Origin of the sequence: Rothia sp. HMSC066G02 (assembly GCF_001813145.1) — a bacterium.
Lineage (GTDB): Bacteria > Actinomycetota > Actinomycetes > Actinomycetales > Micrococcaceae > Rothia.
In genome coordinates, this window is the sequence record NZ_KV811593.1 from 167,738 (window position 1) to 192,454 (window position 24,717).

Below are 24,717 nucleotides of genomic sequence, written 5' to 3' on the forward strand. Positions count from 1 at the left end.
GCTCCGTTAGTTCTGTGGCTGTGTGTTGGACTAGGCCACGCTGGTTTAATGAGTGCTCTAGGTGCCGCTGGTGTGTAATTAACCCCGACGGCATGCCAGGTATTGTTCACCATTGGCACCCTATTTGTCTAATCCTGGGTAGGCTTTGGACTGTTTAGGCGTCACATTCTAGCTTTTTCGGTGCGAAAAGTACATCTTTTTTTGGTGAAAATCCCGCCTCCGCTACTGATTTACCGCGCTTTCACGGTACCCTGGTAGGTAGTTTGCGTTCCGTGCAACACATTCACGAACGCGTCCGGTTCACCTATGGAGGTTCTCATGCTTGAACTGCGTCTGATTGGCGTTCACGATGACGGCGAAAATCTGGTGCTTGAGTCTGCTGACGGCACCCGCTTCTTGCTGCCGATTGACGCGAACCTGCGCACGAGCATCACCAAGGCTCGCCGTATTCAGCCCGCCCGCGGTCTGGGCGCTAAGGGCACCTACGGTCCGCGCGATATTCAGACCCGTTTCCGTCAGGGTGCCTCCGTTGAGGAAATCGCTGAAGAGTCCGGTTGGGAGCCGGAGCGTGTGCGCCGCTACGAATGGCCGATTGTTGCTGAGCGTGCCCACATTATTCGTGCCGCTCAGAGCGTGAAGATTGGTCGCCGCAGCTCCGCTTCGGGTACCGCACAGATTCCCGTGACCCTGAGCGCCCGCATTGAGGAAGTCTCCGAGCGTTACGGTTTTGAGGACGCAACCCAGGACTGGACCACCCGCCAGCAGGAGAACGGCCAGTGGCGCGTTGAGGTTGATATTGCGCTGAAGGATTCGGTGCGTCAGAACCTGCCCACGCAGGTCGTCTTCCCCGCACGTTGGGTGTACAACCCGGCAAACCAGGGCCTGTACGCTTCGAATGAGGCGGCGTACTTCCTGATGGGCAATAGTGAGGACGCTGTTGCCGCCGCCGCGAAGAAGGCTCCCGTGGAGGTTCCGCCCGCCCGCCCGCCGAAGGCGCCCGAGCCCGCACCGGCACCCCTTACTTCCTCTGAGAGCGCTGATGAGCGTAAGCTCAAGGAGCTTCTGGAGCGCGCCCGCTCGGTGCGCCCGGCGCAGGTTGAGGAGCCCGAGGTGTTCGTGCACCGCGAGTCCGCTGAGCCTGTAGCACCGGCTGAGCCCGCTGCACCCGCTGTCCAGGTAGCGCCTGCGGCACCTGCTGCACCGGCAGCGCCCGAGCCCACCGCAGAAACCACCGTAGAAACCACCGACCCGCTGGCTGTGGATTCGGAAGCACCCGTTGATTCCGTTCCGGTCGAGTCTTTCGCCCTGCCGGCCCCCATCGAGGACGCACCCGCAGATGTAGCTCAGGCACCCGCTGTTGAGGCACCGGCTGAGCCCGCCTCCGCGGCCGAGAAGCCCAAGTCTTCCTCGAAGAAGCAGCGCGTGAGCGTTCCCGCCTGGGACGACATCATCTTCGGCGGCCGCAAGTAAGCGACCGCCCTCGCGCCGCCCGATAAAGGCTTCTAGGCAAAGGCACCAAGACAGCAGAAAGCCGCCGGTTATTCGTGTGAATAACCGGCGGCTTTTTCTATCTTCTCAGCCTGTATCCGCTGAGCGGGGCTCTTCCGAGTCTTAGAAGGTCTTGAGCATGCGCAACGGCACCAGACGCTCAGCGTCCGTCAGCGAACCGTGCTGACCAACCATGTGCAGGGCACGTTCCTGATAGTGGCGCATATCGTACAGCGCCCAATCATCGCGAGCGCACACCATCAGGTCGCCAATGCGGCCGCGCGCCGCATCCGTGATGACCGGACCAAAGTAACCGGCACGCATCAGCTCACGAGAGTCAATCACCCAGGCGCGCTCGCCCCAGTACTGCGCCCAACGCTGAGCGGTGGCGGTGCGTGCCGCCTCCGAGGTGTCTTCGAGGTACAGGTGCACGGCGCGCGGTTCACCGGCGGTCATGGCGATGTTGCGGGTCAGCTCCTCCACGCCAGAGTAGTCGATGCGCTGGTGCTCGGGCACGTTCACCATACCGTGATCGGCGGTCACGAAGACTGCCGCCCACGCCGGGGCGCGCTCCGCCAGACGCTTCAGCGCCGAGTTCAGTTCCTCCAGCTGCTGTAGCCATTCATCGCTGCCCACGCCGTAGCGGTGGCCCGCCGCGTCAATCTCGCCCCAGTACAGGTACACGGTGGTCGGGGTGCGGCTGGAGAGCGCCTCCAGGGCGTAGGTGACGCGGGCGTTATAGCCGACGGCATCCACGAAGTCGCCGCCACGCAGCGCCGCCTCCGTCAGACCGGTACCGCGGTACTTACCCAGCGAAATGGTGAGCACGCGGCGGTTCGTATGGTGGCGTTCCAGCACGGTCGGAAGCGGCTGCCAGGCGTGCGGGTCCACCGACTGATCCCAGCCGGACAGGTGATTCATGACCGAGCCCGCTCCCCCATTACCTGCCGGGTTACGCACCTCGTAGCCGGCAATGCCGTGCGCGCCGGGTGCCGTACCGGTACCCAGCGAGGTCAGGGAGGCGGCGGTCGTGGTGGGGAACGCGGCGTCCAGCGGGCCCAGGTTCAGGGTCTTACGCAGGGCGGGCGCGTAGCCACCGTAGCTGTTGAGCAGCTGCTCGCCCAGGCCGTCCACCATGATCACGCAGGCGTGGCGGAACGATGCCGGATCAACGTCCTGCTCCTCGAGGCGGCTGGCAAGGTTCAGCGGGTCGGCAACAGCGTGGAACGCCGGGTCGGAATCCAGAGTGTGCGCGGGGCGCGCCAGGCTTCGCTGAGCCACCAGAGAGGAGGCGGACTCCAGCACATCGGCGATGCTATTGCTGCCGTAGGCGGGCGCGGGAGGCAACGGCGCGCCCAGAACATCGTGCAGGGTGGTCTGTACCGTCATAAGGTCCTCTCAGGGGTGTGGCGGGTGTGTGAAAGTACGGGGCACCGCGCGGTCTGTTACTGTGCGAGCGCTACCGCCGGTGCTTATCGGTGATGCTTATCGGCGGGTTGCGTACATGCGGGCACGGTGCAGAGCACGCGCAAAATGCTGCGCACGCTGAACCGACTCCGGGCCGTCAGCGGTCGCAGAAACACGCACCGCAATATCCTCACGGCGCGCATCGCCGGTGAAGCCGTGGTCAGCATTGCACTGCGGATCCTGGCAGCCGGCAGGAGCCAGCTCCATGTGCAGCGAACCGGTCCACGCAATTTGGAAGGAAATCTCAGTCGGGGCGGTGCTACCGGCGTTGTACGCCTGCGGCTGGCTGAAACCGTAGCTGATGGTGACCGCGTTCAGGGCGCTCAGGTGCACCGCCTCCACGCTCACATGCGCCACGGTGCCCTGCGCGTCACCTTCAAGGTGCTGGTCGTCCAGGTGCGCAAAGATGACGTGCTCACCGCAGAGCACCATCACGGTGATGTGACGGTGAAAATCATCGCGTGAGAAGTGGGTTTCATGCTGTACGAAATGCGCGTCCGGGTTCATGCCCGCTAGCGCGTCATCCACCACTTCCAGCACGAGGTCGGGGTAGAAACCGGCATGCTTAATGTCTGCGACCAGTTGCTCGCGTTCGGGGGTGGTGGCGTACATCGTACCTCTTTCGTGCGGTGCCCTCATGAGGCGACGTCGGTCGGCGCACACGATGAAGGCGGTTAGGTATTACTCCCCTCTACCTTAGAGGGTTCCAGCCGGGCTGTGCTACTTGACCACGCTAATACAGGCTCATATGACGGTGTGCGCTCCCCCGGTGCGCTTCGGTTACTGCCCCGCAACCGTCTTGGCGCACCCCACAGATGACGCCGACCAACCAGCCCGTCTCATCCGCTACCACCCGCTAAAATAGGAGGAGCAAAAACACACGGACACGAGGAGATATATGGCTCGCCGATCCAAATCCGCCGTCAGCGACTACCCGGTGGATGTGGTAGAGAATATCGTCGACATCGACGTATCCGCCGAGATGGAAACCAGCTTCCTGGAATACTCCTACTCGGTGATTTATTCGCGCGCCCTCCCCGACGCCCGCGACGGCCTCAAGCCCGTGCAGCGCCGCATCCTCTACATGATGCAGCAGATGGGTCTGCGTCCCGACAAGGGCCACGTCAAGAGCGCCCGCGTGACCGGTGAGGTCATGGGTAAGCTCCACCCGCACGGCGACGCCGCCATCTACGACGCGATGGTGCGCCTCGCCCAGTCCTTCGCGCTGCGCCTGCCCCTCGTTGACGGTCACGGTAACTTCGGCTCCCTCGACGACGGCCCGGCAGCCGCCCGATACACCGAAGCACGCATGGCACCCGCCGCGCAGGCACTCACCGCGGACCTCGAAGAAGACGTGGTTGACTTCGTGCCGAACTACGACAACCAGTTCATGCAGCCCTCCGTGCTGCCCGCAGCGTTCCCGAACCTGCTCGTCAACGGCACCACCGGCATCGCGGTCGGCATGGCAACCAACATGGCGCCGCACAACCTGCGCGAGGTCATCGCCGGTACCCGCCACCTTATCGCCCACCCCGAGGCGACCCTCAAAGACATCATGAAGTTCATCCCCGGCCCCGACCTGCCCACCGGCGGCACCATCGTGGGTCTGGGAGGCATCCGTGACGCCTACGAAACCGGCCGCGGCACCTTCAAAACCCGCGCGAAGGTCTCCATCGAGCAGGTCAGCCCCCGCAAGCAGGGCATTGTCGTCACCGAACTGCCGTACATGGTCGGCCCCGAAAAGGTCATCGAAAAGATCAAGGACGGCGTCAACTCCAAGAAGCTCACCGGCATCTCCGACGTGGTCGACCTGACCGACCGCACCAACGGTCTGCGCCTCGTCATCGAAATTAAGAACGGTTTCAACCCGGAGGCGGTGCTCGCCGCCCTCTACAAGCACACTCCGCTTGAGGATTCCTTCGGTATCAACAATGTGGCGCTCGTGGACGGTCAGCCGCAGACCCTCGGCCTGCTCGACCTGATGCGCGTGTACATTGACCACCGCCTGAACGTGGTCCGCCGCCGCACCGAATTCCGCCTGGGCAAGCGCACCGACCGCCTGCACCTGGTGGAGGGCCTGCTCGTGGCGATCCTCGACATTGACGAGGTCATCCAAATCATTCGTGAGTCTGATGAGACCGCTCAGGCACGCGAAAAGCTGAAGGTCGTCTTCGACCTGACCGACACCCAGGCGAACCATATTCTGGAGTTGCGCCTGCGCCAGCTCACCAAGTACTCCCGCCTGGAACTCGAAGCAGAACGCGACACCCTGCAGCAGGAAATCGCGGATCTGCAGCGTATCCTTGGCTCCGATGCGGCGCTGCGCGAACTGGTCTCCGAGGAGCTCGCCGAGGTCGCCGAACGCTACGGCACCGACCGCCGCACCCAGCTCAAAACCAAGGACGACATGCAGGTCGCCATTGAGGCAGTCACCGCGCAGTCCAAGGCGAAGAAGAGCCTGGGCCTCGCCCTCGAAATCGCTGACGATCCCTGCTGGGTGCTGCTTTCGGCATCCGGCATGATGGGACGCACCCCCGGCAAGCCCATCCGCGAGGCGCTCGTGGATCCCGGCAAACGTTTCAAGCACGACGTGTTCACCTCGATTGTGCCGACCACCGCGCGCGGCGAGATTGGTGCCGTGACCTCCGCAGGACGCATGGTGCGCCTGTCCGTCATGGACATTGCGGTGCTGGACGAGAACGGAGGTACCCCCTCCATGGCATCGGCGGTGAAGGCTGCCGAGCTGGTTCAGCTCGCCAAGGGTGAGAAGCTGGTCGCCCTCGTACCGCTAAACACGGTGCTGGCGCTGGCAACCGCGGGCGGCGTGATCAAGCGCCTCAACCCGGATTATCCGCTGAACCAGACCGAGTGGGACATCATGAAGCTCAAGGACGGCGACGAAATCGTAGCCGCCGCCCCCTGCCCCACCGACGATGCGGTGCTCACCTTCGTCACCCGCGACGCGAAGCTGCTGACCTTCGACGCGGCGAAGGTCCGCCCGCAGGGACGCACCGGAGGCGGTATCGCGGGCATCAAGCTTACCGACGGCGACCGCCTCATCGCCCTGGGTGTGACCGCGCCCGGCGACGCGGCGGAGGTCGTGACCGTCACCAACGGTAAGGACGGCCTGGCGAGCGCCAAGGTCACCGCCCTGAGCGAGTACCCGCAGAAGGGCCGCGCGACCGGCGGTGTGCGTGCGCACCGATTCCTCACCGGTGAGAGCCAGCTGGCTCTGGCGTGGGTGGGCGCGGGCCCGGCGAAGGCGGCGTCCTCCGGCGGTGTGGCTCGTTCCCTGCCGACTGAGCACGGTGCCCGTGATGGTTCCGGTGTGATGCTCACTCAGAGCATCGGCATTGTGGGCCCGAACTATGCGGCTGTTTCTGCTGCGATGGCGGTTAGCCCGGAGGGTGAAAAGCTCTTCTAAGCGCGCCGTTCACGGCCTTTTGACCTTAGGTTGTTAACGAAGCCGGGGGCGAAGACACGTTGTGTGTGTCTTCACCCCCGGCTTTTATGTGGGACAGTGTCATAGAGCAATTTGTGCGGTAGCAGTGCTGCTGGAGGGGCTGATTGTGAGCTGTCGTCGGATGCTAAGTGTTGAGGATCGCGCGGCGATTATGGTGGGGTTGGAGGCTGGCTTGTCTCAGGTGCGTATCGCCCACTCGATTGGGCGTAGCCCCTCGGTGGTGTGCCGTGAAATCGCCCGCCACCAGTAAAGAGAATTCTTTTTCTAAATTTAAAATATATTCTTTCATGTAACCCGACTCCGAAACAAAATTCCAAGTTTCAAGATAATTTTCGATAGGTATTAATAAAGAATTGAATTCAATATAATATAGGCAAACAATCTTGACATTTTTTCAAATTGATATTTTAACCTTTATATTATTCAGTCATCTTGTTCAAGTACCAACTAGGGATGATTTGCTTCAAATCATCATACCATTCTAAAACTTCCTTAGCTTGATTTTGCATTACTGCTATTTCTTCAATTCCATAAGGTAGAGCCCAGGGTAGAGCTCCAACTATGTTATTTAGAATGTAAATGGCAAGAAGTTTCCAAAATAAATCTGGAACCTTGCCATCAAAATACCCATCTACCATACCGGATGCAAAAGAGGGAGAGACTTGAGCGGACCACACAATACGATTGAACTCCTCCCAAGGGTCCCCAAGATCAAATCGATCAAAGTCAATGACATAAATTTTACAATCTTCACCAATCATGAAATTCCCGATATGATAATCTCCATGCTGGAAAACCTGAGGTCTATCTTTTAGCCATTCTCGATTTGCATTTAAAAAATCAAGAAAAATCTGACCATTTTCATATTGAATGGGACATTTTTTATATTTTGAGATTTTGTCATCAATTTTTCGATTATAAAAACTTTCCCAATCTTCACAAACTTCTATTACAGGGAGTGAATGAATTTTTCGAAGCATACTTCCTGCTTCTACTCCGTAAGTGTATTGTTGTTCTTTCGAATAAGTTAAAATGGTTTCTCTTGCATCTTTTCCGTCTATCCATTCATGCATAGAATGCACCTCGTCACCGCAGAGTTCAATGCTAATTGGTTTACACATCGGAACTCCAAGAGAAGCTACTTTCTCCATCATATAAAATTCAAATTTCTTAGAATCCAACTTTTCCTTCTCAGAAACACGCAGGAAAAATTTTTGTTGATTCTTGTCAATAACACAATATTTTTTATCATCTGACCAGCCTTTATTTATGGCTACTTTACTAATAATCTCCATCAAGCCCTCTCCTATTCATTTCACAACAATTCTTGCAGTTTTCACTAGTAACATATCCAGTTCGTCTACTCCACGGGTTGCACGTATTGTGCCTCGTAGCCTCGTTCCTCGAAGTATACAACCTCCGGCACGGCACCCAGCTGGCCCGACAGGTCGACGACCCCCTCACGATCAACGTTTCCGGCGAACGGCGTCCATCCAGTCGAAGGCTGCGAGGTTCTCACCGGCATCACGCACGGCACCCTCGTCGCCCTCGAGCGTCACGACGTGCCGACGGCGCGGGCAATCGGCACGGAGAATAGGCCAGCGCCCGAGTACAACTCCATGGCGCTCTTGGAGGCGGAGTACATGCTGTTAATCACAGCGATCCGCGCAGAGATATGAACGCACAGAAAGACCCCGGTACATCATGTACCGGGGCCTTTCTTCATGTGCAATCCGCACGTCGTGCATACCGTCAGGGGCGTTTAGAGGCGAACCACCTCATCGCAGCGGGCAATATCCTCAGGGCGGTGCGACACCAGAACCGTAGCCACAGAGCTGGAGCGAGTCGCCGCATCCAAGTCAGCCATCAGCGCACGGGCAGACTCAGCGTCCAGGTGCGCGGTCGGCTCGTCCAGCAGCAGCACCGGCGAGTTCACCAGCAGAGCACGAGCCACCGCCAGACGCTGACGCTGACCGCCCGACAGGAACGAACCGCCAGCACCCACCGGGGTGCGCAGGCCCTGAGGCAGAGCGTCAAACCACTCGCCCAGACCCACACGGCGCAGAACCTCAATCAGCTCTTCCTCGCTCGGGCGATCCGAACGGTCACGAGCCAGCATCAGGTTACCCTCAAGGGTCGACTCGAAAATGTGAGCCGCCTGCGGGCACCACGCCGCGTAACCGCGCAGCCGCTCACCCTCCAGGACCTCACCGGAAGCCAGCACACGGCCGGACTCCAGCGGCAAGAAGCCCAGAACGGTCGCAAGCACCGTAGACTTACCGGAACCGGAGGGGCCAGTCACCGCAGTCCAGGAGCCCGCACGGGCGTTCATGTTCAGGTCGGTGAAGACCGGGTGATCCATGCCGGGCCAGCGGGCGGCAGCGTCCTGCAGGCTCAGTGCGGGTTCGGTGACCTTCACGCCGAGTTCCTGCGGGGTACCGCAGCTGACCAGGGTGGGTTCGCCGGGCTTCGGCGGGCGCACAGCCTTAGAGTCCGCCTTAGCGTCAGATTCGGGGCGGTCAAAGCGGTGAGCACGCTGACGGTCAGCCTCCAGTAGCTCCTCCATCTCGGCCTCCGCGCGGGCACGCAGACGCTCAACACGACGCGGCAGAACGTGGGTGTCCACCTCAGCCTCGGTCGGCACGGAACGCTTCAGGGTCGAGGTGGCAACAATACCCTCCAGGGATACGTCACGCACGCTCGGGGCAATCGTCGCGAGCAGGCGGCTGAACGCGGGCCAGGAGCGGACCGCCTCAACATGGCCCAGGGAGCTTTCCAGCATGCCGGTGCACAGCAGCACCACAATCGCCGCTTCGGGGGCACGCACGGTGCCGTCAACAGCCAGCGGGTACGCAATGACTGCGCTCGCCAGAGCCGCACCGAACCAGCTCAGAGTCACGAGGGTGCGACCCACACCCTGAGCGGTCGAGCCCTTCTGCAGGGCGGACAGGTTCTCGGCGTCCAGGGCGCCGTTAGCCTTCTCAGCGGTGGTTGCCACGCCGTTAGCGCGCAGATCCTCAGCAGCCGAGAGCATGCCGGTACCCAGGCGCAGCATCTGCGCGGTGGAGCGGCGAGCCAGCGCCTCCGCACGAGCATCGGCGCGGAGCACAATCCACGGAGCCACAAAAGTGCTGATCAGCACGGCAAGCAGAACCGGAATCAGAGCCTGCGGCAGAATGCACGCGGTCGTAATCAGCGCCGCGATCATGACCAGCAGGTGCGCAGCCGGCGGAATAATAACGCGCGGCACGCCGTCACGCAGCTCATCAATACCGCCCACGAGGCGTTCGAGCAGCGCGTCACCACGTAGCAGGGCACGAACGCTGCTCACGCTCTGCCACGCGCCAACCCAGGCGCGCAGACGCAGAATATTTGCGGCGGCAAGAACCTTCGAGTGGGTCATCAGACGCTCAGCGTAGCGGGCGCAGGCACGACCCAGGCCGAAGAAACGCACGCCCACGATGGCGACCATCAGGTACATCATTGCCGGGCCCTCGGCGGCGCGAACAATCAGCCAGCCGGACAGCGCGGTCAGTGCCGCAGCCATCAGAGAAGTAATCGCAGCCATAATCACCGGGCCGGTTGCGGCGCGAACACCAATACCTGTCAGTTCCTTCAGGGTGCGCAGGCTTGCGAACAGGCCGGCAGGCTCGGCTTCCTTGACCTCGGCAGCTGCGGAGGCGCCCGCCGGGGCGGTGCTTTCAGCCTCGTACTCTGCCTTGTCCTTGAGCAGGTGCGCGGGGGCTTGCGCGGGAACCGCAACGCGGGCGGTGTTCGCCTCGGCGGTCCAGGTGTAGCCCTGGGCGGTCTGCGCGGCACGAACGAGGGTGTCGCAGCCAGCGGCGAGCTCCTGCTCGTGGGTCACAATCAGCACGGTTGCGCCAAGTTCCGCCAGGCGGTGCAGGGCGCGGGTCACCAGGTATGCCGAGTAGGCGTCCAGGTGCGCGGTCGGCTCATCCACCAGGACGGTCAGCACGGTCTGCTCACCGCCGGCACGATAGATAGCCTCGGCACGAGCCAGGGTACGTGCCACGGCAAGGCGGCGCGCCTGACCTGCGCTGAGGGCACCGGGTTCAAGGGCGGTCAGCTTCTCCATGCCCAGCTGAGCCAGCGGGCCAACCAGCAGCGCGGACTCGGCATCGGTGACGGACAGCTTCTTGGAGTCCATCGCTTCACCGAGCAGAGCGGCTGCACGCTCACGCTCAGCCTCAGTAGCGCTCAGCGCGTACAGCGCCATTTCGGTCTGCACGGTCGGCGCGGTGAAAACCGGCGACTGCGGAATAACCAGAGTGGTTCCCAGACCGGTCACACTACCGCTCAGGTGCACGGGTTCCTCCGAGCCGGTGGGCACCAGACCCTCACGCACGGCACCGGAGAACACGTTCAGCAGGGTGGACTTACCGCAGCCGGACTCACCCATCACGCCGATAACCGCGCCGCGCTCATCGTTGCCGGTGGCAACGCGACGGTCCAGGTTCAACGACAGGTTAGTCAGCACGGCAGGACGCGCCGGGTAGCTCACCGACAGGTCCTCAACAGCGATGGTGGAAGGCTGAGCCTCTTCACGCTCAGTTGCAGTCGAGTCCGTAGCGGCGGCGGGCAGGGGCGCGTCAATAATCTTCTGGGCGCTACGCAGGGCGGCAACGCCGTCCTCCGACTGGTGGTAGGCGGCACCCACATCACGCAGCGGCTGGTAGCATTCGGGGGCCAGCAGCAGCACGAGAATTGCGGTGTCCAGGCCCAGGGTGCCGTTGACCAGGCGCACACCAATCAGCACAGCAATCAGCGCAACCGAAATGGTGGTAATGAGCTCCAGAGCGAGCGAAGACATGAAAGCGCTACGCAGGGTCTGCATGGTGCGTTCACGGTAACGCTGGCCGAGGGCGTTCATAGAGCGGGTCTGTGCACGTTCACGGCCCAGACCGATAATGACGGGCAGGCCGCGCACCAGCTCCAGAATATGGTCGGAGAGGCGGTGCAGTTCAGCCTGCGCTTCTGCGGTTTCGTCGCGGGTGTTCTTACCAATCAGGATCATGAACACCGGAATAAGCGGCAGGGTGCATGCCAGCACCATGGCGCTCATCCAGTCTAGGGCCGCCACAACAACCCAGAGGATGAACGGCACAATCGCGGTGGACACGAACGCAGTCAGGGTCTTGGTGTAGTAGTCATCCAGAGCGTTCAGGCCGCGGGACAGCAGCACAGCGGTCGCGCCGGTACCTTCGGGGGTGTCTGCGCCACCGGTGGCGAGCACGCGCTTGAGCAGCGAGGAACGAATCTGAGATTTCGCCCCGGAGGCGGCACGCTGCGCGCTCACAGCCAGCAGGTAGTCGGTACCCGAGCGGACGAGCAGGGCAACCACGACGACCGCAATCAGGCCGGGGGTAATGGTGTCTGCGTCGCCGAAGAGCCCACCGAGGCCGAGCAGCCAGCCGCCGTGCGCCTCCAGCTGCGCCTGCGCGGAGCCCGAGAACTCAATGTAGGCGCGGTACACGTCCGGGGCGCTGGTCTCTTTGAGACGCGTGTGCTCGGCGGCAACAGCGGCGAAACCGGCGTGTGCCGCGCGGGCAATAATCACAGCCAGTGCGGCGCTGAAAAGCACCGTCGCGAGAGTGTGCACGGCAGTGATGACACCGAACGTGCTGAGGGTTTTACGGGCGTCAGGGCCCAGAGGCGGGCGGCGGTCAGCGCGGTCATTGCGCTTTCCGTCGGTCACCTCTGGTGCCTCGGTGTTCTGATGTTTGTCAGCATGACGCGGTGTGTGCGTTCGACTCACGTGTTGTCCTTAGTCTTCTGCTGTTTTTACCTCCCATCAGTTTAAGGGTTGGGCTATCCAATACCTATTTGACCAGTCAAGTTTCGGATAATTGGCTGTCCCTCACCCCGCGCTAGTTCTAGCCGCGCATCGCATCAGCGGGGCTCTTGCGGGATGCCACCCACGCCGGGTACGCCGAAGACACCAGACCGGTAAGGGCGCCAACGCCCACTCCGAGCACCACGAATCCGGGCGAGAGAACCGCCTGCCAGCCCTGCACGAGCGAAAGAATAATCGTCGCAATCATGCCGGAGCAGGCGCCGATGGAGCCGCCGAGCACGCCGAGCATGACGCCCTCCATGAGGAAGATGCGGGCAATCAGCCATTTACTCGATCCGATGGCGCGGCGCAGCGCAATCTCTGCGGTGCGCGATTGCACGGACAGATACATTGCGGTTGCCGCCGAGAGGGAGGCGAGCACCAGCAGAATACCGGAGAGCACACCCACGTACAGGCCCAGATCCGAGGCGATAGACGCGCGTAGGCTCTGCAGGTCGGAGGGGGTTTCCACGTTGATCTGGCTGGGTTCAGCGGGCTTGAGGGTCAGCGGAATTGCCTTGGCGACCGCTTTGCCGTAGCCCCGTTCGGTTTCGGTAATGTAGGTCACCTGGCCGCGTCCGGTGCGCTGAAGTGTGCCCGGCGAGACAATGACCGTATTCCTGAATTCGTAGCCGCTATTGCCGGGGTCGAAAAGGCCGACGACCGGCATCAGCTGACCATCCACCCATATGCTCACACCGGGTGCCACCTGCGGCAGTCCGCCGAGCTTAATGCCGTAGTCGACGACGGGCATCTCGCCGGGGCGGGGCTCGGTTGTGGCGTTATCTGCAGCCTTATCTTCGGGAATAATGCCGAGGGCACGGGCAGCGGAGACCGAGACGATAGCGCCGGAGAGCTGCTCGGAGCGTTCACGGTCAGCAACGTTCTGCTGGGTGAGGGTCGAGTTCATCTGTTCGAGCGCACGCAGGGTTTCGGGGTTCATGCGGGCACCGATTTGCTCAAGCCGGGTCTTCGAGGTGGAGCTGAGGCCAATCGCCGTTTTGGGTTCGTCCTCGTAGGGGCTGAACCGGGTGATTCGCACGTCGGCGGGCGCCACGCTGCTGACGAATCCGGTGTTCTTCACGTAGTCCAGCGCGCTAATGCGGTCGGCAACATTCTGCGCGGATTCACCCTGCCGGTAGGTTCCGAGCACGTTCTCATCATTATCCCTGTCGCTGATGTAGAGCGTGGACTGTTCGGATCCGAGCAGGCGCTGGTTCACCTGGTAGCTGGCGGATTCGCTCATGCCGGAGGCGCTGATGAGTCCACCCACGCCCAGCGCGAAGGACAGGCCCAGCAGCAGGGTGCGTAGCGGTCGTGAGGTGAGCGCGGAAATCGCCTCGATACTGTCGTCGGTGAGGAAGCTTCCGCGGCGGTGCGTAGCGGGCTTCTCCCCCGGTGCGAGGCCGGCGGGGGCACCCACCGTGGCTTTTGCAGGGGTGGCTGTTGCAACCGGCACAGCCTCGGCGACCGGCACCTCAGCGACCGGCACCGTAGCCAAGTCTGTGCGGCTCTGCTCGTGCAGCCGCCCATCCTCAATGCGGATCACGCGGCGTGCGGCGGCGGCAACCTCCGGGTCGTGGGTAATCACCAGCACGGTACAGCCGGTCGCGTTAATGCGCTGCAGAATCTCAATGACCTTGGCGCTATTGTGGCTATCCAGGTTGCCGGTCGGCTCGTCGGCAAGAATCAGCGGCGGGCGCGTGGCGAGGGCACGAGCAATGGCGCAACGCTGCTTCTCGCCACCGGAAAGGTAACGGGTACGGATGCTGGCGCGGTCGCTCAACCCCAGAAATTCTAGGGTTTCTTCGGTGCGTTGCAGGCGCTCGCTGTAGGGTACGCCCTGCACGCGCAGACCCATGGAGGCGTTGGTCGTGCTGGTTTCGTCCAGCAGCATGTTTGAGGACTGGAAGATGAAGCCGAGGTGGTCTCGGCGCATTTCGTCGCGTTCTCTGTCGCTGAGTCCTTCCGTGTTTTTGCCGAAGAGGCTGTAGGTTCCGCTGGTGGGAGTGTCTAGCAGGCCAATGGCGTTGAGCAGGGTGGATTTACCGGAGCCCGACGGACCAATAATGGCGAGGAATTCGCCGCGTTCGACCACCAGGTCGAGGTGGTCGAGGACTGCTCGTTCGCTCCCCTCGAAAACACGGGTAATGCCGTGCATTTCGATAGCGGGCGCGGTACCGAGCCCGGCGGCAGGTGTAGCGGCGGACGCTACGTTGGGCGCAATTGTAGGCGCACGTCCTGGGCTTGTGTCTGGGGTTATCTTACGGCGGCTCATGAGACAAGCACCTTCTGTCCCGTGCTGAGGTTCGCGTTGATAGCGGCGTATCCGCCGGCGGTGCGCAGAACCTCAACGTTGACTCGTTCGGTGGCGGGCGCATCCTTGCTGGTCGAGGTGGAGCTTCCGCCCTTTTCAACAAGCACGTAGGTGCCCTGGGAATCCTGACGTACCGCGGTAGTCGGCACGGCGAGGGTGGTTGAGGTGTTGCCCTTACTGGTGATGGATGCGCTCTGCCCCGGAGTGAGCTTGCTCGGGTCGTCGGCGCTGAATCGCACGCTCTTTGCCGCACCCTTGGAGGGGTCGTTCTGCAGCTCACCAATGCTGGTGATGGTGCCCTCCACGCTGCCGGTGGAGGTGCGCAGGCTAACGCGGTCGCCGGCCTTGAGCTTATTGGCAACGGAGAGCTCAACGCTGGATTCCACGTAGGGTTCGCTAGTTTCTACACTCGCGATGGGGTTGCCGTCGTTAATGAGCTGGCCGACTGCCGCAACTGCGGTGACGGTGTGGCTTCCGCCGGGCAGAATCGCGTAGTTGTTGCGGGCAATGCTGGTGACCCCTTCGCTGGGCACGCCGGTCAGGTGCGCGCGGTGCAGGCGCGTGACGGCGTCGAGGGTGTCTTCGGTGACGGTGCCGCTCTGAGCGGTGGCGTACCCGGCGGAGTTCAGCGCCTTCTGGAAGGCGAGCACGTCGTCGCCGTTATCGCCCAGGTTGAGGTCGCGGTACAGCGGCAGCGGCCCCTCCAGCACGAAGACGGGGTCGGCACCAATGATGCCGATGAAGTCACCGGCCTTGAGCACGTTGCCGGGCTTCTGGTTCTGGTAGACGAGCACCGGCTCACCGTTGGTGCGCGCGCTAATCGGGGCGGTCTCTCCCGCCTTGGTGGTTCCGGCAATGGCGAGGCCCTCACTGACGGTTCGTTCTTCAACCTTCGCCCAGACCGGAATCACGGTTTTCGCCTGCACGGCCGGGTCGGGGCCCGTGGCGGCGTAGCGGGTGCCCAGGTAGAAGGACAGCATGAGCGAACCGATGGCGAGAATAGCCAGCAGCAGGAGCACGCAGGGTCGGGCGATGCGCTCGCTAAAGCGGTGCCCGCTGTTTTGGTTTTTCGTGTGAGTGGTCATGGCGGTGTCTTTCTGAACTGTGTCAGCGCTGTCTATTTCTCTGCGCTATATTTCGTTGCGCTGTCTTTTAGCGCCCCGGTTTACTGGTGCTCCAGAACGTACTGCTTGAACTTCTCGTCGCGGTCGCGGTCGGCTTGGCGTTCCTGGTCAAGCTGCGACTGGTACTTGCGGATGAGCGGCATCTGGTACTGAGCTTCCAGGTCGTAGAGCTGCTTGCTCATGCCGACCTGCTGGTTACATTCGGCCTGGATGGTGGCGATGCGAATCTCTTCTTCGGAGGCGGGCTTGTTGAATCCGTCGTTCTTGCTCAGCTGCTCAGCCAGCGGGGTTTCCTCGGCGACAGAGCCTGCCGAGCGAGGGGTGAGACCGCGGTCGGAGACGCACTGCTTCCACTTCTCTTCGAGCTCGCGGTGCAGTTTGCTACCGTAAACGGCATTGCCCGCCTCGGTGGAGATACGACTGGATGTGGACTGCCCTTCATTCTCGGGCCTCTTACCTTCGGGCACCGCGGCCTCCAGGGTCTCGCGGGCCTTGGGGTAGCATTCGGTGCGAAGCTTGTCCTCGGGGCTCATGCTCTCCCCCGAGTGATAGGAGATGGGGGCGGCTGCGTTGTTGGGGTCTCGCTTCTGAAAACCGTACTTCTGGGCGTACTCGACATTCCAGGGACCGTACTTTCGCCCCATCTCGCCGCGGGGCGCACCCTCAGAGTAGGGAGCCTGGATGGTGTAGTTCTGCCCGTGTTCGGCAAAGCACTGCTTCATAGCAATCTGAAAGGCCGTGTATTCGTAGTGAGTGCGCTCGTAGTAGGTGTAATCGTCCAGGGGCATCTTCACGATGTCCTGTTCCGCGTCAAAGACGGCGTGGACGCTTTCGTCACGTTCCAGCGGCGGGTTGAAGAGCGAGCATGCGCTCAGCGGGAGCACGCCGATGGCCAGCAGGGCACCCGTGGTGAGCAGGCGGCGGCTCATGCCAGTGCGAGAAGTAGCTCCGGTGCGGCGGTTGGGGGACTTCATCGTCAAACTCCTTATCGTGAGAGTGAGTTGTACACCACATTACACCTTTTACTCCCTGTCACGCCCGAATTTCGGGGGGGGTGTGCACCAAAAAATTTTTGCGCGCCCACTCGCCTGCCGCAAGCTGCATCCTCTGCGGGAATATCCTCTGGGGACATAGAAAAATCCCCCGAACTTCTCAGAAGAGAAATCCGGGGGATCCTTCAATCAGCTACATGCTACTTGGTCGGCAGTTCAGCCAGTTCGGTAGCGTCGTGAGCGTCGGGGATGTGATCCACGTGCAGACGCTTACGGAAGACCCAGTAGGTCCATGCCTGGTAGACGAACACGACCGGCAGACCAAGGCAGGTCACAAAGGTCATAACGCCCAGGGTGTACTCGGAGCTGGATGCATTCGCAATGGTGAGCGAGTATGCCGGGTCCAGGGTGGAGGGCAGAACGTTCGGGTACATTGCGGTGAAGATTGCCAGCGCACCGAATGCGAGGAACACGGACAGACCAGCGAAAGCGCGACCCTCACGGCCACCCTTTGCGGAGATCCAAGCAATCAGAACAGCAACCACAGCCAGGATGGTGCACAGCCAGGAGATACCGTTACCGGTGGTGAAGTCCAGAGCCAGAACCCATGCAACGATCGGCAGCAGCAGGACGGGAGACCAGCGTACCAGGGTGTTGCGGGCACGGTCACGGATATCGCCGTCGGTCTTCAGAGCGACGAAGGCAAGACCCTGAACCAGGGAGAAGCCAACGAAGCCCAGACCGCCGAGCAGAACCGGCAGGGAGACCCAAGCGAAGGCGCCGCCGACGCGGTCACCATTGTCGTTGATGGGCAGACCCATGGAGGTCAGGCCCAGCAGAGCACCGACGAGCAGTGCAATACCGAAGGAGGAGACGGACAGAGCGATGTTCCAGTTACGGATCCACTTCTCGTCGTTCTTCTTACCGCGGTATTCAATTGCGACCACGCGCAGAATCAGGAAGACCAGCGCGAGGGTCAGAGGAATGTACAGAGCCGAGAAGAGGGCTGCGTACCAGATGGGGAATGCTGCGAAGATAGCAGCACCGCCGGACACAATCCACACCTCGTTACCGTCCCAGACGGGGCCGATGATGTTCAGCAGCAGACGACGTTCCTTCTCGTTCTTGGTGAACTTGGAACCCATCAGCATACCGACACCCAGATCGAAACCATCCAGAATCATGTACATGATGAGGAAGACGCCAATGGCGACAAACCAGAGGGTGGGCAGGCCAGGCTGACCGGCAAAGATATTGAAATCAAAGTTCATGGTGAATCAATCCTTACCCGCCTAGTAGGCGAACTCCAGCACATCGCGCTTGGACTTGTCGTTGGACTCGTCCTCGTGGGGCGACTGAACCAGCTCGGGCATTGCTGCCACAACACCGGCCTTGACGTACTTGATGAGCAGGTAAACCTCAACCACCATCAGCACGCCGTAGAGCAGGCCCAGGGTGAGCAGGGAGAAGAGGATTTCTTCACCGGAAACACCCGGGGAGATAGCTGCTGCGGTGAACAGGTGAATCGAGGGATCACCCTGAAGGTTCGGAGCCACAACGAAGGGCTGGCGGCCCATTTCGGTGAAGATCCAGCCCAGTGCGATTGCGAAGAAGGGAGCCATGATGGACCAGACAGCAACGTTCTTGAGCAGCTTGGACTCGGGAACGGTGCCAACGCCCTTCTTACGGGTTACCCACAGTGCGTAGAGGTAGAGGGGCAGTACGACTGCACCCAGACCAATCATGCCGCGGAAGCCCCAGTAGGAGACCTCGAGGGAGGGCAGGTAGTCAATCTTCTGACCTGCACGCTCGCCGTAGAGCGGGTTGTTGGGCAGGTTGGTGCCGAACTTAGCTTCGTACTCGGGCAGCAGGGTCTGAATACCCTTCACCGGGGTATCGAAGTTGTCGTGTGCCAGGAAGGACAGCACGCCGGGGACCTCGATGATGGGGGTGATCTTGTCGCAGCTCTGAGCGCCGAGCTCGCCGATGGTCAGAACAGAGAAGGCGGTACCGTCGTGGCACGCAGCTTCTGCGGCAGCCATCTTCATGGGCTGCTCGTGGATCATCATCTGTGCCTGCAGGTGGCCGGATGCACCAACACCTGCGAACGCGAGGAGACCAACGACTGCGCCCAGGCGCAGGGACTTGATCCAAACCTGGAAGTCCTTCTTGTCTCGTGCGCCCTTGTCGGACTCACCAACGACGACCTTGCCGTCAACGACCTTGTCGATGCCGTCCTTGCGGCGACGCCACAGCTTGTACCAGGCAATACCGACCAGGAAGCCACCGGCAACCTGAATGGATGCGGTGATGACGTGAGAGAAGGTCACCCATGCGAGGGGGTTCATCAGCACTGCGCCAATGTCGGTCATGCGGGGACGACCGTCAATCATTTCTGCACCGACGGGGTGCTGCATCCAGGAGTTTGCAACCAGAATGAAGAATGCAGAAATCCAGGAGCCGAGAACTGCCATGAACAGACAGAAGGCGTGGACTGCGGGCTTGAGGCGGTCCCAACCGAAGATCCACAGACCAAGGAAGGTCGACTCAACGAAGAAGGCGAAGAGGCCTTCCATTGCCAGCGGAGCGCCGAAGACGTCGCCGACGAAGCGGGAGTATTCACTCCACGCCATGCCGAACTGGAATTCCTGAACCAGACCGGTGGCCACACCCATAGCGAAGTTAATGAGGTACAGCTTGCCCCAGAACTTCGTCATGCGCTTGTATTCGTCCTTCTTGGTACGAACGTAGCAAATGTACAGGTAGGTCACCACAAGGCCCAGACCCAGAGTCAGCGGAACCATGAAGAAGTGGTAGACGGTGGTAATACCGAACTGCCACCTACCAAAATCAAGGGGATCCATTGATAGGTCCTTACTATGTGTGTACTTAATGTGCGTTTGTGCCAGATTTCGGGTAGTCCACCATCGATGGAGGGCATACGAGAGTTACTGACACAGTGTCTCTCATGCTTCTAAGGTACAGGGTTTTCCTAAGAAGCTGTGAGTAGGCTGTGCATAGTATGGACGTTTATTGTTTGACGTTTCGCTAAAGGTACCTTGGACGTTATCCCTCGATGCAAGGGTGGTGAGAGGAATGAGACACGATGGTGCCTTGCGGGGTTGAGAAGCAGTTTCGGAACCTTGGTGAAATATTGCAGTTTTTAATATTTTCTGCAAAATTTTGGTGACAGATTTCGTGATTGTGACAGGTGCTTCAAGTAGTGCTCAAAGCTTAAATTTGCCTGTTTCATGCGGAATTTACGCGGAATCTCCGAGAATTGCGTGACTATTCTCACACAAAATTCATGGATTGTGACACGCCAGCCACCACTGCCCCGCAAGGCACCGCAATGCCCCGCAAGGTACCGCACGCTACATATCGATGCTCTACATATCAATGCTCTCGGCATCCAGCTGATGAGCACCCGCAATAATGAATTCCTTACGCGGAGCCACCTCAGAACCCATCAACAAGGAGAACGCACGCTCGGCAGCCTCCGCATCCTCAATGCGAATACGGCGCAACATGCGATGACGCGGATCCATCGTCGTCTCAGCCAGCTGGTCAGCGTCCATCTCACCCAGACCCTTATAACGCTGAATGGGTTCCTTATAGGACACCCCCTGCTCCCGCAGAGAATCCAGAAGCTCGTGCAGCTGCTTCTCCGAGTAGGTGTACACCATCTCGTTCGGCTTGCCGCGGCGCACCACCTCCACACGATGCAGAGGCGGAACCGCAGCGTACACGCGACCCGCCTCAATCAGCGGACGCATGTAACGGTAGAACAGGGTCAGCAGCAGGGTACGGATGTGGGCGCCGTCCACGTCCGCATCGGTCATCATAATGACCTTGCCGTAGCGAGCAGAGTCCAGGTCAAAGGTACGACCCGAACCCGCACCGATCACCTGAATCAGCGCCGCGCACTCAGCATTCGCGAGCACATCAGTCACCGAAGCACGCTGAGTGTTCAGGATCTTACCGCGAATCGGCAGCAGAGCCTGATACGAGGAAGAACGCGCCAGACGCGCCGTGCCCAGCGCCGAGTCACCCTCCACAATGAACAGCTCAGAATGCTCAACATTGGTCGAACGGCAATCCACCAGCTTGGTGGGCATGGACGAAGACTCCAGCGCGGTCTTACGGCGCTGAGTTTCCTTATGGATGCGCGCCGAGACGCGGGTCTTCATCTCAGAGACGACCTTCTCACACAGAGCGGTCGCCTGAGCCTTCTCCGCACGGGCGGTCGACTCCAGGCGAGCCTTCAGCGCATCGCCCACGACCTTCGACACGATCTGGCGAACCGCCGGGGTACCCAGAATCTCCTTGGTCTGACCCTCAAACTGCGGCTCGGCAAGACGCACGGTCAGCACGGCGGTCAAGCCGGCGAGCACGTCGTCCTTCTCAATCTTGTCGTTACCCACCTTGTACTTGCGGGCATTATCGGCAAGGTGCTTGCGCATCACGCGCAGCAGGCCCTGCTCAAAACCGGTCGTGTGAGTACCGCCCTTGGGGGTGGCAATAATGTTCACGAAGCTGCGGACCGTCGTCTCGTAACCAATGCCCCAGCGCAGCGCAACGTCCACTTCGCAATCGCGCTCCACGTCGGTCAGCTGCGAGCGGCCGTCCTCACCCAGCACCGGCACGGTCTCGGTGAAAGATCCGCTGCCGCTAAAACGCCAGGTGTCGGTAATACGCTCATCGTGCGCCAGAAACTCGACGAACTCGCTAATGCCGCCGTCGTACTGGAAAACTTCCTCGTGGGGTTCCAGCTCGCCGGGGGTGCCGGGCAGTCGGCGCTCATCACGGATGCAAATACGCAGACCCGGAATGAGGAACGCGGTCTGGCGCGCACGAGCAGCCAAGTCCTCGTAGCTGAACTTAGCGTCGGGGGTGAAAATCTGCGGGTCAGCCCAATAGCGCACACGGGTGCCGGTCACGCCACGCTTAGCGCGACCCACAATCTGCAGGGCGTCAGTGCCCTCGGTTGCGGGAGTGAACGGATCTTCGGGCTTGGGGGTGCGGCCGGACTCGAAGAATCCGGGAATGCCGTGGCGGAAGGACATCTGGTAGGTCTTCGAGCCACGGTCCACCTGCACGTCCAGACGGGAAGACAGCGCGTTCACCACGGAAGCGCCCACACCGTGCAAACCACCGGACGCGTTATAGGAGCCGCCGCCAAACTTACCGCCGGCGTGTAGCTTGGTGAATACGACCTCGACACCGGACAGGCCGGTGCGCGGCTCAATGTCGGTGGGGATACCGCGGCCATCATCGCGCACCTCAACCGAACCGTCACGGTACAGAATGACCTGGATGGACTGGCCGAAACCGGCGAGCGCCTCATCCACCGAGTTGTCGATAATCTCCCAGAGGCAGTGCATCAGGCCGCGAGAGTCGGTGGAGCCAATGTACATGCCCGGGCGTTTGCGTACAGCTTCCAGACCTTCCAGCACGGAGAGGTGACGGGCGGTGTAGTTCGAAGACGCCACGGGAATCCTTTCGGCAAGTGATGACTGTGTGCAAGTGATGACTGTGTATTCAGCACGGCAAGCTTGCGGAAGGGAGAAAAAATGCCCCGGGCTTGCGCTCATAGTGCTCTAAGTTTCTATTCTATCGTGGCTTGTTGCCCGCTTCTGCCTGCGCCGTCATGAGGCTCTCTGTACCGTTATTAGACGCTGCCGAGAGAATGAAACAGCAGAAAAGCACCGGCTGCCACTCCCCTATGGAGTAGCAGCCGGCGTGTGAGTATCTGTGGATGTCTGAATTTTTAGGGGTCGCTTCTGAGGTGTCCGCCCTGGGCGCCTCATAGCAGTGGCACTGCCCTAGTGAGCTTCACCCGAGGCGCGCGAGGAGCTCTCGTGACGGTTCGTGACCATGATATTGGACTTGAAGTAAAACTCTTCGGGAAGCTCATTCGTGACCGGGCCGTGCGGGAATTCGCTGAGCTTTGGCACGAAGTACCAGTCCATCAGCTCGCCGCTGCTCTGCTTGAGCACACGGCGTTCCCTCATGGCGTGGCGTACCTTGCGGCGCAGGCGCGGGCTGTCTTTCAGAGTGCTGGTGAAGACCCACGGAGTCTCGTAACCCTCGGTGATCATGCCGAAGGTGATGCGCAGGTTGCCATTCTCGTCGGCGTCCATCGTGAAGTCGCCGTCTGCGATATCGGTGAAGGCGAGCATCCAGCTGTGTCGGCGTTCGTAGCTTTCGCGGGTGGTCTGCAGCGCCGCAATGATGCGGTGGTCGATCAGCAGCTCCACCTTGCGTTCGGTGATTTCGCCCAGACGAGCGTAGGAGCCGAAGGCGCGGTTGGCGCCGCTGCGGCGAGGCCACTTCGTCACCGCACCGTGCGGCACCTCCCCCGCAAAGGTAAAGGGGCCCGTCATGGTGCCGGGCAGACGCAGACGCTCAAACGGAGCAGTCGGCAGGAAGGTCGTCAGCAGCTGATCGGAGCTGACCGACTTACCCCAGCGCGCCATCTCAAAAATGGTCGGTTCAGGGCCTACAGGGTAGATATGCGGCATCTTGCGACCGAACTCGTCAAAGCCCTCAATAAACTCACCGTTGGAGCTGTACCCGGGCATGGTCGCACCGAGCGGGCGAGTCCACGACCCCGAATACGGCTTGGTCAGATGCGGGTTCTCCACCGGCAGGATGCTGGTGCGAGCACCCAGGTAGGCGGGCATGCGCGAGAGGTTACGCCAGGCGAACTTCGCGGCAACCGCCTCGCGCCACCACATCGGGCGTTTGCCCGGGGTCTGCCCGCCCAGGCAGTGCATGAGTAGCCAGAATCCAGCCCAGCCGAGGCACCCTGCGGCAACCACGCAGAAGATAATCGTCAGCACAGTGTGCAGGGTTCCGGTCGCCCAGATATTCGTGGCGATTAGAGCCATGAACGCCACCCACGCAGCCATGACGTACGGGCCGAGCGTAATCATCGGATCGACCACCTTCACGGCGGCAATGACGCGGCGGTTCAGGCCGCGCCACACGTAGGAGTACGCCCAGCATCCGGCGGCAAGGGCGAGTGCCATCAGCAGAAGAAGGATGAGCATCGGTGTGTCTCTTTCGCTGCAGGTTTTTCTACCGCGGTCGGTGACAGCAAGCGTCGAGCAGATGCCTCGCTGAAAGGCTCTTCAATAGCAAAACTCGCCTGCCGAAGATACCTTCAGCAGACGAGTTTCTTTGGTGTCACTAACCTTGAGGTAAAACTTCTTTACCTATTGTGCCTTTAATTGGTATCCCTGTGGGGGATTTTAGGGGGATGCACGAAAAAATCGCACCCAACCCCGCGTTTTCACCCATCAGACCGGCACAGCGAGTATGCTCTGGCGCCTCAGCGACGGTTCTAGGACGCCAGCGCAGCAGCAATCTGAGGAATCAGTGCCTCAAAAGCACGCGCACGGTGGCTAATCGAGTTCTTAATCTCGGCGGGAATCTCAGCGCAAGACTTGCCAGCGTACTGACCCTCGTACAGGGCGTTCTCACCGTTCAGCTCCACGGGGCGCAGAATCGGGTCGTAACCGAAGCCGCCCTCCCCCGCCGGTGCGGTCAGCAGCTCACCGGGCAGCTCGCCGTACTCGACCGCATCAAAACCGTTCGGGGAGGCAACCGAGGCCGCGCAGCAGAATTTCGCGCCGCGGTGCTCGGCAGAAATATCGCTCAGCTGAGCCAGCAGCAGGTTCAGGTTCGCGGAATCGTCACCGTGGCGACCCGCCCAGCGCGCCGAGAAAATACCGGGGGCGCCGTTGAGCACATCCACCGACAGGCCGGAATCATCAGCAATAGCGACCAGGCCGGTTGCCTCGGCAACAGCGCGCGCCTTCAGCAGGGAGTTCTCAGCGAAGGTCACGCCGGTCTCGGGAACATCGGGGGCGTTCACGCTGGAGGCGTCAACCACCTGGGTATCAACGTCCAGGCCGTCAATGCGTCCGCGCAGAATTTCGCGCAGTTCCTTGAGCTTGCCCTTATTGTGGCTTGCCAGAACAATCTTTGCGTCTGCCATAGTTTCT

General features: G+C 60.9%; 16 protein-coding genes. 3 read left to right on the forward strand and 13 right to left on the reverse strand.

Annotated features, from left to right (window positions below; all coding sequences use genetic code 11):
• Positions 1-318 precede the first annotated feature (318 nt).
• A complete protein-coding gene (sepH, locus tag HMPREF2894_RS05155; protein ID WP_210399400.1) occupies positions 319-1,470 on the forward strand; it encodes a septation protein SepH in 1,152 nt (383 codons plus the stop codon).
• Between the two features lie 141 nt (positions 1,471-1,611).
• Here the strand turns inward: sepH and HMPREF2894_RS05160 are convergent, their stop codons facing one another.
• Both HMPREF2894_RS05160 and HMPREF2894_RS05165 read right to left on the reverse strand, forming a co-directional pair.
• A complete protein-coding gene (locus HMPREF2894_RS05160; RefSeq protein ID WP_070678108.1) occupies positions 1,612-2,877 on the reverse strand; it encodes an alkaline phosphatase family protein in 1,266 nt (421 codons plus the stop codon).
• 96 nt (positions 2,878-2,973) lie between these two features.
• Entirely contained in the window at positions 2,974-3,567 is a 594-nt protein-coding gene (locus tag HMPREF2894_RS05165) for a DUF5998 family protein (protein ID WP_005506389.1), read from the reverse strand.
• 286 nt (positions 3,568-3,853) lie between these two features.
• Between HMPREF2894_RS05165 and HMPREF2894_RS05170 the strand changes: the two genes are divergently transcribed.
• Together HMPREF2894_RS05170 and HMPREF2894_RS08920 are read left to right on the forward strand one after the other, a co-directional pair.
• Entirely contained in the window at positions 3,854-6,379 is a 2,526-nt protein-coding gene (locus tag HMPREF2894_RS05170) for a DNA gyrase/topoisomerase IV subunit A (RefSeq protein WP_070678110.1), read from the forward strand.
• Between the two features lie 160 nt (positions 6,380-6,539).
• The gene (locus tag HMPREF2894_RS08920; protein WP_210399401.1) at positions 6,540-6,668 is read left to right on the forward strand and encodes a helix-turn-helix domain-containing protein; all 129 of its coding nucleotides are present in this window, start codon (positions 6,540-6,542) and stop codon (positions 6,666-6,668) included.
• 169 nt (positions 6,669-6,837) lie between these two features.
• On the opposite strand, the gene HMPREF2894_RS05175 is transcribed toward HMPREF2894_RS08920, so the two are convergent.
• The 11 genes from HMPREF2894_RS05175 to HMPREF2894_RS05220 form a co-directional block, all read right to left on the reverse strand.
• On the reverse strand, positions 6,838-7,713 hold the full coding sequence (locus tag HMPREF2894_RS05175) for an aminoglycoside phosphotransferase family protein (RefSeq protein ID WP_070484213.1): 876 nt from the start codon (positions 7,711-7,713) through the stop codon (positions 6,838-6,840).
• Between the two features lie 65 nt (positions 7,714-7,778).
• Positions 7,779-7,943, reverse strand: coding sequence for a hypothetical protein (locus tag HMPREF2894_RS09245; RefSeq protein ID WP_246827021.1), 165 nt, complete (start codon positions 7,941-7,943; stop codon positions 7,779-7,781).
• 237 nt (positions 7,944-8,180) lie between these two features.
• Positions 8,181-12,134: a thiol reductant ABC exporter subunit CydD/CydC gene (locus tag HMPREF2894_RS05180; RefSeq protein ID WP_246827022.1), complete on the reverse strand. Its 3,954-nt coding sequence runs from the start codon at positions 12,132-12,134 to the stop codon at positions 8,181-8,183.
• Between the two features lie 178 nt (positions 12,135-12,312).
• Positions 12,313-14,550 carry an ABC transporter ATP-binding protein/permease gene (locus HMPREF2894_RS05185; RefSeq protein WP_070678114.1) on the reverse strand — a complete coding sequence of 746 codons (2,238 nt, stop codon included), beginning with the start codon at positions 14,548-14,550 and terminating at the stop codon, positions 12,313-12,315.
• Positions 14,547-15,674 (reverse strand): efflux RND transporter periplasmic adaptor subunit, encoded by a 1,128-nt coding sequence (locus HMPREF2894_RS05190; protein WP_070678116.1) that lies wholly within the window; start codon positions 15,672-15,674, stop codon positions 14,547-14,549. Before HMPREF2894_RS05190 ends, HMPREF2894_RS05185 begins: the two co-directional genes overlap by 4 nt.
• Before the next feature lie 80 nt (positions 15,675-15,754).
• Positions 15,755-16,687, reverse strand: a complete 933-nt coding sequence (locus HMPREF2894_RS05195) for a multidrug transporter (protein WP_083309909.1) — start codon at positions 16,685-16,687, stop codon at positions 15,755-15,757.
• A 218-nt stretch (positions 16,688-16,905) separates the two neighbouring features.
• Complete coding sequence (gene cydB / locus HMPREF2894_RS05200) at positions 16,906-17,976, reverse strand: cytochrome d ubiquinol oxidase subunit II (RefSeq protein WP_070678118.1); 1,071 nt, start codon at positions 17,974-17,976, stop codon at positions 16,906-16,908.
• A 21-nt stretch (positions 17,977-17,997) separates the two neighbouring features.
• Complete coding sequence (locus tag HMPREF2894_RS05205) at positions 17,998-19,569, reverse strand: cytochrome ubiquinol oxidase subunit I (RefSeq protein WP_070678120.1); 1,572 nt, start codon at positions 19,567-19,569, stop codon at positions 17,998-18,000.
• A 525-nt stretch (positions 19,570-20,094) separates the two neighbouring features.
• The gene (locus tag HMPREF2894_RS05210; RefSeq protein WP_070543255.1) at positions 20,095-22,197 is read right to left on the reverse strand and encodes a DNA gyrase/topoisomerase IV subunit B; all 2,103 of its coding nucleotides are present in this window, start codon (positions 22,195-22,197) and stop codon (positions 20,095-20,097) included.
• A gap of 333 nt (positions 22,198-22,530) precedes the next feature.
• A complete protein-coding gene (locus HMPREF2894_RS05215; RefSeq protein WP_070604658.1) occupies positions 22,531-23,760 on the reverse strand; it encodes an RDD family protein in 1,230 nt (409 codons plus the stop codon).
• Positions 23,761-24,053: 293 nt separating this feature from the next.
• Positions 24,054-24,710 carry a non-canonical purine NTP pyrophosphatase gene (locus HMPREF2894_RS05220; protein ID WP_070506615.1) on the reverse strand — a complete coding sequence of 219 codons (657 nt, stop codon included), beginning with the start codon at positions 24,708-24,710 and terminating at the stop codon, positions 24,054-24,056.
• Positions 24,711-24,717: the final 7 nt, after the last annotated feature.

Excerpts from the sequence above, each read along its gene's own strand:
- sepH (WP_210399400.1), top strand. The coding sequence starts at position 319 with ATGCTTGAACTGCGTCTGATTGGCGTTCACGATGACGGCGAAAATCTG.
- HMPREF2894_RS05160 (WP_070678108.1), bottom strand. The coding sequence starts at position 2,877 with ATGACGGTACAGACCACCCTGCACGATGTTCTGGGCGCGCCGTTGCCT.
- HMPREF2894_RS05165 (WP_005506389.1), bottom strand. The coding sequence starts at position 3,567 with ATGTACGCCACCACCCCCGAACGCGAGCAACTGGTCGCAGACATTAAG.
- HMPREF2894_RS05170 (WP_070678110.1), top strand. The coding sequence starts at position 3,854 with ATGGCTCGCCGATCCAAATCCGCCGTCAGCGACTACCCGGTGGATGTG.
- HMPREF2894_RS08920 (WP_210399401.1), top strand. The coding sequence starts at position 6,540 with ATGCTAAGTGTTGAGGATCGCGCGGCGATTATGGTGGGGTTGGAGGCT.
- HMPREF2894_RS05175 (WP_070484213.1), bottom strand. The coding sequence starts at position 7,713 with ATGGAGATTATTAGTAAAGTAGCCATAAATAAAGGCTGGTCAGATGAT.
- HMPREF2894_RS09245 (WP_246827021.1), bottom strand. The coding sequence starts at position 7,943 with ATGCCGGTGAGAACCTCGCAGCCTTCGACTGGATGGACGCCGTTCGCC.
- HMPREF2894_RS05185 (WP_070678114.1), bottom strand. The coding sequence starts at position 14,550 with ATGAGCCGCCGTAAGATAACCCCAGACACAAGCCCAGGACGTGCGCCT.
- HMPREF2894_RS05190 (WP_070678116.1), bottom strand. The coding sequence starts at position 15,674 with ATGACCACTCACACGAAAAACCAAAACAGCGGGCACCGCTTTAGCGAG.
- HMPREF2894_RS05195 (WP_083309909.1), bottom strand. The coding sequence starts at position 16,687 with ATGAAGTCCCCCAACCGCCGCACCGGAGCTACTTCTCGCACTGGCATG.
- cydB (WP_070678118.1), bottom strand. The coding sequence starts at position 17,976 with ATGAACTTTGATTTCAATATCTTTGCCGGTCAGCCTGGCCTGCCCACC.
- HMPREF2894_RS05205 (WP_070678120.1), bottom strand. The coding sequence starts at position 19,569 with ATGGATCCCCTTGATTTTGGTAGGTGGCAGTTCGGTATTACCACCGTC.
- HMPREF2894_RS05215 (WP_070604658.1), bottom strand. The coding sequence starts at position 23,760 with ATGCTCATCCTTCTTCTGCTGATGGCACTCGCCCTTGCCGCCGGATGC.
- HMPREF2894_RS05220 (WP_070506615.1), bottom strand. The coding sequence starts at position 24,710 with ATGGCAGACGCAAAGATTGTTCTGGCAAGCCACAATAAGGGCAAGCTC.